This window comes from Peribacillus psychrosaccharolyticus ATCC 23296 (genome assembly GCF_000305495.1).
In the GTDB taxonomy this organism is placed as follows: Bacteria; Bacillota; Bacilli; order Bacillales; family DSM-1321; genus Peribacillus; species Peribacillus psychrosaccharolyticus.
This window is the reverse complement of the sequence record NZ_AJTN02000212.1, coordinates 1-7926: the sequence shown is the minus strand read 5'-3', so window position 1 is coordinate 7926 and position 7926 is coordinate 1. Positions and strand designations below refer to the sequence as shown.

At 34.3% G+C, this 7926-nt stretch carries 11 protein-coding genes and 2 pseudogenes; 8 read left to right on the top strand and 5 right to left on the bottom strand.

What is annotated here, in order from left to right; all coding sequences use genetic code 11:
* Positions 1–7 precede the first annotated feature (7 nt).
* Positions 8–109 (top strand): GNAT family N-acetyltransferase, encoded by a 102-nt coding sequence (locus WYK_RS26200; protein ID WP_328286296.1) that lies wholly within the window; start codon positions 8–10, stop codon positions 107–109.
* 235 nt (positions 110–344) lie between these two features.
* Here WYK_RS26200 and ipk read toward each other — a convergent pair.
* From ipk to WYK_RS15565, 3 genes and pseudogenes are all read right to left on the bottom strand, one after another.
* Positions 345–455 (bottom strand): annotated as a pseudogene (gene ipk, locus WYK_RS26360) (4-(cytidine 5'-diphospho)-2-C-methyl-D-erythritol kinase); the annotation flags it as partial.
* A 104-nt stretch (positions 456–559) separates the two neighbouring features.
* Positions 560–1027: a peroxiredoxin family protein gene (locus WYK_RS15570; protein ID WP_051387567.1), complete on the bottom strand. Its 468-nt coding sequence runs from the start codon at positions 1025–1027 to the stop codon at positions 560–562.
* Positions 1028–1052: 25 nt separating this feature from the next.
* Positions 1053–1484: an ASCH domain-containing protein gene (locus WYK_RS15565; protein WP_040375397.1), complete on the bottom strand. Its 432-nt coding sequence runs from the start codon at positions 1482–1484 to the stop codon at positions 1053–1055.
* Between the two features lie 166 nt (positions 1485–1650).
* On the opposite strand from WYK_RS15565, the gene WYK_RS26355 reads away from it, so the two are divergent.
* A complete protein-coding gene (locus WYK_RS26355) occupies positions 1651–1902 on the top strand; it encodes a hypothetical protein (RefSeq protein WP_412769705.1) in 252 nt (83 codons plus the stop codon).
* A gap of 213 nt (positions 1903–2115) precedes the next feature.
* Here WYK_RS26355 and WYK_RS15560 read toward each other — a convergent pair whose 3' ends face one another.
* Positions 2116–2508: a hypothetical protein gene (locus WYK_RS15560; RefSeq protein ID WP_040375396.1), complete on the bottom strand. Its 393-nt coding sequence runs from the start codon at positions 2506–2508 to the stop codon at positions 2116–2118.
* Between the two features lie 559 nt (positions 2509–3067).
* Between WYK_RS15560 and WYK_RS15555 the strand changes: the two genes are divergently transcribed.
* The 6 genes and pseudogenes from WYK_RS15555 to WYK_RS26350 all read left to right on the top strand — a co-directional run bounded on the left by WYK_RS15555 (position 3068) and on the right by WYK_RS26350 (position 6871).
* Positions 3068–3550: a DUF2975 domain-containing protein gene (locus WYK_RS15555; protein WP_040375395.1), complete on the top strand. Its 483-nt coding sequence runs from the start codon at positions 3068–3070 to the stop codon at positions 3548–3550.
* 10 nt (positions 3551–3560) lie between these two features.
* Entirely contained in the window at positions 3561–3776 is a 216-nt protein-coding gene (locus WYK_RS15550; RefSeq protein WP_040375394.1) for a helix-turn-helix domain-containing protein, read from the top strand.
* 48 nt (positions 3777–3824) lie between these two features.
* Positions 3825–5072 carry a DUF4153 domain-containing protein gene (locus WYK_RS15545; protein WP_040375393.1) on the top strand — a complete coding sequence of 416 codons (1248 nt, stop codon included), beginning with the start codon at positions 3825–3827 and terminating at the stop codon, positions 5070–5072.
* 492 nt (positions 5073–5564) lie between these two features.
* A pseudogene (locus tag WYK_RS24575) lies at positions 5565–5690 on the top strand (IS1595 family transposase); the annotation flags it as partial.
* 85 nt (positions 5691–5775) lie between these two features.
* Positions 5776–6510 (top strand): hypothetical protein, encoded by a 735-nt coding sequence (locus WYK_RS15540; RefSeq protein ID WP_040375392.1) that lies wholly within the window; start codon positions 5776–5778, stop codon positions 6508–6510.
* Positions 6511–6679: 169 nt separating this feature from the next.
* Positions 6680–6871, top strand: coding sequence for a DUF3888 domain-containing protein (locus WYK_RS26350; RefSeq protein WP_081704908.1), 192 nt, complete (start codon positions 6680–6682; stop codon positions 6869–6871).
* A gap of 642 nt (positions 6872–7513) precedes the next feature.
* Here the strand turns inward: WYK_RS26350 and WYK_RS15530 are convergent.
* A partial coding sequence (locus WYK_RS15530; protein ID WP_040375390.1) for a tyrosine-type recombinase/integrase occupies positions 7514–7926 on the bottom strand: 413 nt, incomplete at its 5' end.

Here is a 7926-nt window from a genome sequence, read left to right as displayed (position 1 = left end):
GGCAGAAATTGATAACCTAACTGTTGACGAGAAGTTCCGAAACAAAGGAATAGGTAGCAAATTACAAAAATTTGTAATGGAATCATTTCCTGAAAAGCTTGTATCTTAATAGCCGATGGAGAAGACACTCCTAGAGAAATGTACAAAAAACAAAATTATCAGTATCATGGATTTAAATATGAAGCTCAAAAAATATATCAAGATTAGTTTTTATTATCATGTTAAACAAATAATACTAGCTAAAATCTACCGGAAAATATTCTTTAAAACAATCAATAAAAAAGAATATCGAAATTTCCTTAACGTTGTAAATCTGCATTTCCTGACGCTACCCCTCTTATAGAACTACCATGAAAAAAGACAGCATCTGCACCAATGGTTCTCATTTGCTCTTTAATATTAGCTACATCTGGATATAAAGGGAGCGTAACCTCTTCAAGGACATTCGTAATTATTTATAGATTAATTTATCATTCAAAAACATTCTGTAATACATATTACATTTCCGTTACATTAAAGAGTCAGCACAAAATGCCGACTCTTTAATGTAACGGAAAGACTATTTAAGATTTTTACTTATATATTGTACTATTTTTCTTAGCTCTGTACTTGTAGGACGACCAAAAGGGCTTGTTTGCTTTTGTTGATAAAGAAGACGTCCTTTCTCATCTACAAGGAAATAGGCAGGTTCCCCGTGAGCTCCATGGTTTTCATATGGAGCGTCTTCACCATGAAAGAATACGTCAAAAGCTTTTAAAGCCTCTAAATTTTCATCTGATAAGACAGGATATGAAAGGTTGTATTCATCTGCCATTTTCTTTGAATTATCAAGTTCATCCGTAGAGATAGTGATTAAATGCACATTCTTACTTTTAAAATAACTCTTATTTTCTTCTAAGTCTTTTAAATCTTGGACACAGACTGGACACCACGCCCCTCTGAAGAAAATAATTAAGTGCCAGCTTTGATGTTCTTTTTGATGAGTCTCATATGCGTGAAAAGTGGGTTCCTGAAGGAGCTGATTCAGCGCATCGTGTGCAAAGTATCAGCTCCTATAAAATTAAAACATGCTCCCATAATCCTAGCTTTCCCTTTGCTGGAATAAATTCATCCAGCATCTGCATATCCTCAACTACCCAAGCATAACCTCCCACTATAAAGTTACCCATAAAATAGTCATTCCCTGATACGATTCGACCATCCTCCAGAATGGCCCATGTCTCATTGTTTTCAGTTACCTTCAAACAATCTACAAGTTTGCATACAGCAATGATCTGGCCAGTTGGAAGATTCTCTGGTGTGTATCCGTGCTTACCAAGCAACGACTTTATGGCTATATGGTTAGAGACGTCTTTATCTATTTTTTTACTTGTGTGAATGGCAAGTAGCCCCCGATAATTCGTTCTCCATGACCTTGTTTCATATTTTGCCTCTCTAAGGACAAAAAGGCTTGCCCACGGCTGGATCATTGATAAAACCCTCATTCTGACAGCCTCCAACCTATAGAAGTTTATTTTGATTATATAGTGTCCCTTTAAAGGAATATTATGAGCAAAAGGCAGAATATCAGTTCACGGAGATCCAATTTATGAGGCATGAGTCATGACCAGTGATCATTAATATCATATATTAATCAGCGAACTATTTTTGTTGGGTTTTACAAACTCACTAGATGTGATTGGGCACGAACTTACACATGTAGTGACCCAGTTCACAAGCGGGCTAGAATATGAAAAGCAGCCTGGAGCTTTAAACGACAGATTTAATGTGGTTTGTTATACCAATTGTGGAAGTTTACGTAACGGAAGGAATTCAACTGGTGAATCGATTCAACTAGGCGTAAGTAAATTAATACATAGTTCAAGACCTTCTTCGCCAGCCATTAAAACATTATCGACCTAGAAACCTTTTTTCATTCTCTGTGGTGAAGCGCTGATTTTTGCGCTTCATGGATGGCTAACGGGGCAGTTTAATTTAAGTAATTATTCACAATCTGTATTATTAAATGTCCTTTTCCTCCTCACAAAAGACTCCCACCATATGAAAAAGGAGAATGAATTCACTATGAAATCATCCCCTTAAATAGTTTGAAAATGCTTATAGTGATAATACTCCTCAATGACTAGCTAAACGTTTTTCAAAATCCGCCTTAAACAACAGAATAGCATCAATATTTACAGCAAAATCGTGGTCACTGATATTAAAATTAGTTACAAACTCGTCAGACCTCTCACGAACCATAATTGTCGGACGGATATTGTCTCCAATAGCGTCCTGAGTTACACCACTTCCATAAATATACCAGTTAGTTTCAGTAGGCTTATTTGCTGCATTTTTAGATAAGTCATTTTTTATTATTTCGCATAAATTGTCCATAAAATCTTCATTAAGATTAATGTTTTTTCCATATTCACCATCAACAGATATATCAGCATCTCCATACCAAATATTCCTGCTTGTTCGCTTTCCGTCATTTGAAGTGTAAGTTTCATCAAACAAAATCTTCATTTTCATTACCACCCTGTTAAAATACAATTTCTTCACACTATTATACACCAATTAGTAATTGTAAAATAGCTTGCTGTTAGTCTCACTAAGCTTGTAAGAGTTAGGCAAGCTAACTTCATAGTAGGGTTCCTCCTAAAGTTGTGAGTTAGAGTGGTTTCTATACTCATATCTTACTGAGGAGCCCTATTTTTTTCAAAGTCGAAAAATAACGATCTACAGGAATGCTATCGGGGCAGGATAGTTCAAGAGTACATAAGGAGTTGTTCAACAATTGGGCCGCCGGATTGTTAAACAGCTCCTGTATTGAAAATTGGATATTTGTGTTTGAAATACAGAAGAGATTGTGAAAGTTTGCACTTAAACGGGCAGGTTAGCTGTACAAGTTATAAATTTAATGGTTTAAAGTTCTAGAGCATTTCTTTGAATGAGGAATGCATTTTATTTTTGCTTAAAACAAAAACCTACAATAAAAATATTATTCAAATTAATAAAAATTTATTGTAAAACGATAAAATATATATTAAGATCAAAATCAGAATAAATAAGTGAGGTGCTTTTTATGGAAAAAGTAACAACGTTGTTTTTAAAAATAGCTGTTATTCTATTAGGAGTCCCAGTTCTTGCATTGTGCATATTTTTGGTGCCTAAGATCGGGAATTTTGCTGGAGAATTGTATCCAGATATTGCTTATATGAAATCTCTCGTTTTAATCGATATGTATGCGGCAGCGATACCTTTTTACTTTGCTCTGTATCAGGCTTTTAAACTTTTAAGCTATATTGATAAGAACCAAGCGTTCTCGGAATTATCAGTAAAGGCTTTAAAAAATATCAAATACTGTGCCATCACGATCAGTACCTTGTACTTGCTAGGTATGCCACTCTACTATCTCATGGCAGAAAGAGTTGACCCTCCAAGTTTCATACCAATCGGATTGGTCATTCTTTTCTCCTCTATGGTGATCGCCGTTTTTGCTGCTGTTCTCCAAAGACTTTTACAAGAAGCTATTAATATAAAATCAGAAAATGATTTAACGGTCTGAGGTGGAGGATATGGCAATTATTATTAATATTGATGTGATGTTAGCAAAACGAAAAATGAGCGTAACGGAGCTTTCGGAGAGGGTTGGGATTACGATGGCAAATGTATCAATATTAAAAAATGGAAAAGCAAAAGCGATTCGATTATCCACTTTAGAGGCAATTTGTAAGGCTTTAGAATGTCAGCCTGGAGATATTTTAGAATACAAAAGTGACGAAGACAGTTAAACATTGTGGAGGAAACTTAATATAACAATTATTAGGGGAGGTATAACTATGGACATTAACAATTTGATTATTGAAAATATTGCTAACCCTCATGAGCTGGAGAGAATGTATAGAAAAGACTCGAAAGCTTTTAAAAAGTTATTCTCACACGCATGGGAACAAAATCCTGATTCTCAGGTTCTTGGTGTTTGGTATGAAAGATTGCATTTCAAGGAGATGGCAAATATAGAAAAATATTCCTTGTTTCAAAATGGTTTCTTATTCATGGGCATTTTAGCCATTCTGGCCGGGATAAGCACCAGGATCATTTTCCATTTTGTCGAACAGGAAGCAATTGCTCCAATTAACCTGGCTTTTGGTATAATTCCATTTATTGCTGCCTATTTTGTTTACAATAATACTCCGAAAAAAAGTGTTATTTATTCCCTTGCAGCGTTGTTCCTAATTTCCGGGTTTTATCTTAATATGCTGCCATTAAATTATAAAGACAGTATTATCCTTGCTTATTTACACCTTCCCATATTCTTATGGGTATTGGTAGGGCTTGCATTTACAGGAAATGAATATTCAAAAGGCAGTACAAGATTAGCCTATATTAAATTTAATTTGGAATATTGTATTCTTTACGCCAGCATGGCAGTTAGCGGAATGGTACTAGCAGCATTAACCATGCAGTTATTTAGCTTTGTTGGCTTGGATATAGAAGACTTCTATTTTAGTAATGTCGTTTTATTTGGTGCTGCTGCTCTCGCTATTGTGGCTGCATACCTGGTATCAATGAATCTTAAACTTGCTAAGAATATTACACCATATATAGCTAAAATTTTTAGTCCTCTTGTCCTAGTCACATTGTTGGTCTATCTTATAACGGTTATATGGGTTGGAAAAAACCCATTCTTGGACCGCAATTTCCTGATAGCCTTCAACGGAATACTCCTTGGTGTATTGGCCGTTACCATATTTTCCATTATCGAGAGCGACTCAGACGAGAAAAAGAACATTTCAGATTATATAAATTTTGCCTTAATTGTTCTTGCTCTTATCATTGACAGTGTGGCTTTGTCAGCCATCGTGTTCAGACTTTCTTCTTATGGGATTACGCCTAATAGACTTGCTGTTTTAGGAGTAAACGTACTTATCTGGGCAAATCTAATTTGGATTATGCTCTCCTATATGCGTTTTCTACAAAACAAATCCGGACCTTCAACTATCCAAGATGCCGTTACTAAGTATTTGCCGGTCTACGGACTTTGGGCAGCTTTCGTTACATTTACTTTTCCTATAATTTTTAATTAGAAAGGCTCTGTTAATGTAACGAAAAGCTAATCTTCTATAACGTATAAAATCCTTAGAGCCGATATTATGGAGCTTTTTATACAGAGTTGCATAGTTTTGGTTTATTTTCATTACTAAAGTTAAAAAGAGGCTATTCAAACTAGAAGACATAATTTATTGTTGCAACTGGATTCTTTAAAATATGTCCAGTTTCATGTGCCCAACGAAAAAGGACTTCATGAAACGTATTTGATAAGCTAAACTTGCAGGTTTTAAGTTTGAGTTTGATTTAGATTAAATGTGAAAAGATATACTTACCCTAAAGAGGGCGTTAGTTGAAGAAGAATTAAGTAATATTATGAGTGAGGTCAGACTTTAGTTATTCAATTAAAGGGCGCTTTTCCGGAGTAACGAAAAAATTCCAATTTCTCAATTTTAATGCTGAGAAATTGGGCTTTTTTATATTTACTTATAGTGCAAAATAACGCTTAAAATAGATGCAAAATAACTCCTAAAGTGAACACTCTACTTTATCGCACCAGAAAAGGTGACGAATGGATTACATTTGTGGACTGTATGTTCAAAGATTATTCCCTGCGAAAATCCTCTGAAATTGTAGGGGTTACTTGGGTTACGCTTTTGATGTTGATTTTTACAATGCAATGTTAGTACAAGACTTATACTCGTTATGTAAATTTGCTAAAATTAAATTGGAGGTGACATTATGAAGAAAAAATTAGTATTCTTTTTAATTGGTATAACTTTATTTTTAATTTCTCTACCAATGAGCACAAAAATGATAATGGAACTCATTCATAATCAAAAAATGAATGAACATTATAAGATTACGAAGGTAAACGAGGGTTATCCTGCTACTCAATCGACATATAATTTCCAAGACCATATTATTGAGGTTGAGGAGACAATTAAAGAAGAAAAAAGCTTTATAGACCCTTGGGAAAATAAGACTGTCATTGCAGATTTATCAATAAAATTAGATGGAGAGAATATTGATACATTAATAAATCATCCAATAAGGGTCGCAGAAAAAGGTCTAAATAGATACTATGGAGAAATTGCATATTTAATCTTAGAAGACAAAAAAGAAGAGAAAAGCCAATTTATAATCCTTTTAAAGAAAACAAGAGAAGTACAAAAGGAAATGCCTAACGGAGATATAGTTGGCGGAGTTCCTGCGGAAAAATTAAAATATAAACTATATACTTTGAATGAAAAAGGCAATATAAATAGTCAATCTTTTGACTTTAATGAACGTGATGCTTTACAAACAGAATTACTTAATGCTGGAGGTGTGGTTCCTTATTCAATAGGGTATTATACCGACGCTTGGGAATGGTATCCTTCTTTGCTTTTTCCATTGTTATTTCCATTTTTAACTTTTATAATAGGGCTTATTTTAACACTCGTCTTTTTGCCTCTAAGAAGAGTAAAGAAGTAATAAATAAAAAAGCAATAGGATTACGAAATCCACTGCTTTTTTTATTACAAATTTACTGTTGATATTGATGTTAATTCATTAACGAATTGGGTTGCGAATTTCAATTTTGTACTTCAAAACCGAACCCGTTATGATTTTTATGATGCCTTTTTAGTTTTTTTAAACCCTTATGCCCAAAAAGCAATTAATAAAAAGTACCCTACTCGTAGTTATGCTTTGTGGAGGGTATTCTCAATATGATTTTAAGGTGAAGGTTAAGTATGATACTTATACTGGTGCACATAATCCACCAGAAGGTCCAGTTATCATAACATTTGAAGTCAAAATAGATAAAGTTACTGTGGTTGATATTAAAGGTTAATTTTAGTATGTCATATTGAATTAACGTGTACTATTTTTTAAGGAGAAGGTTGCCTTTTTTCTTATATAAAAAAGATTGTGAAAGATTGCACTTAAACTATCGGGTGCGTTAGTTGAACAAGGAGACATCTTAAAGGACCAAAAAGTGGTCCTTTTCTCTTTGTTAACGACCTCATGAATGAATTAGAGTCTTAGTGAAAGACACTAAAGGTTTTCAAGAATTATTCGTTTCTTCTACGGTGATGCCGATAATAAAGGTTTATGTTAACGAGCTGTTCATTACTCTTGATTTTTTGTTTCGCAGTTTCAACGCACTGCTACATAATCGCATTAGATAATAATGTATGATATAAACTAACGACGACTTCCATATGGTGGTGAAACTCATGCTCAAAGCTATGAAAGACTTTTTTTCTAGTTTTTTGCTAATTATTAGTTGGTTAATATTTGCTGTTAGTAGTATTTTTTTTATTTTCTCATTTTTAACAGTTTTTGCACTCCCGATTTTTTTAATATTATTTGCAATCGCCTTACTTTGCTTCTATATCTCTAAGAAACTAGATTCAAGAAAAGTTTCAAAATGACTTTGTCACAGTTTTTATCAAACTCAATTGATAAGTGCGTTTGTTGAACATATTAAATCTTAGTGAAAGACACTAAATGTTTTCAAGACGTTATTCGTTTCTTCTTCGGTAATGCCGATATAACGCAGGGTGACAGAAGGATGGGAATGATGCAAGATTCGCTGCAACATCGCAATATCCTTTGTTGCCTTGTAAAACCAATAGCCAAATGTCTTCCGTAAGGTATGATTGCCGACATGTTCCACGCCAGCATACTCTGCAGCCTTATTTAGCTGTCTGTAAGCCTGGGTAGGGGTAATAGGGCTGTCTCCCTTACGAGACGGGGATAAACAGGGACTCTGAACGTTTTTAGCGTAGTCATAGACCTCCTGAAAGCAATTCGCGATATAAATGTCGCGAATTTTTTGCGTTTTGCCTTCTTTAACCCGGAGTATCTTGTTTTGTTTGCCTTTTAGGGCGAGGATCTGGTGGG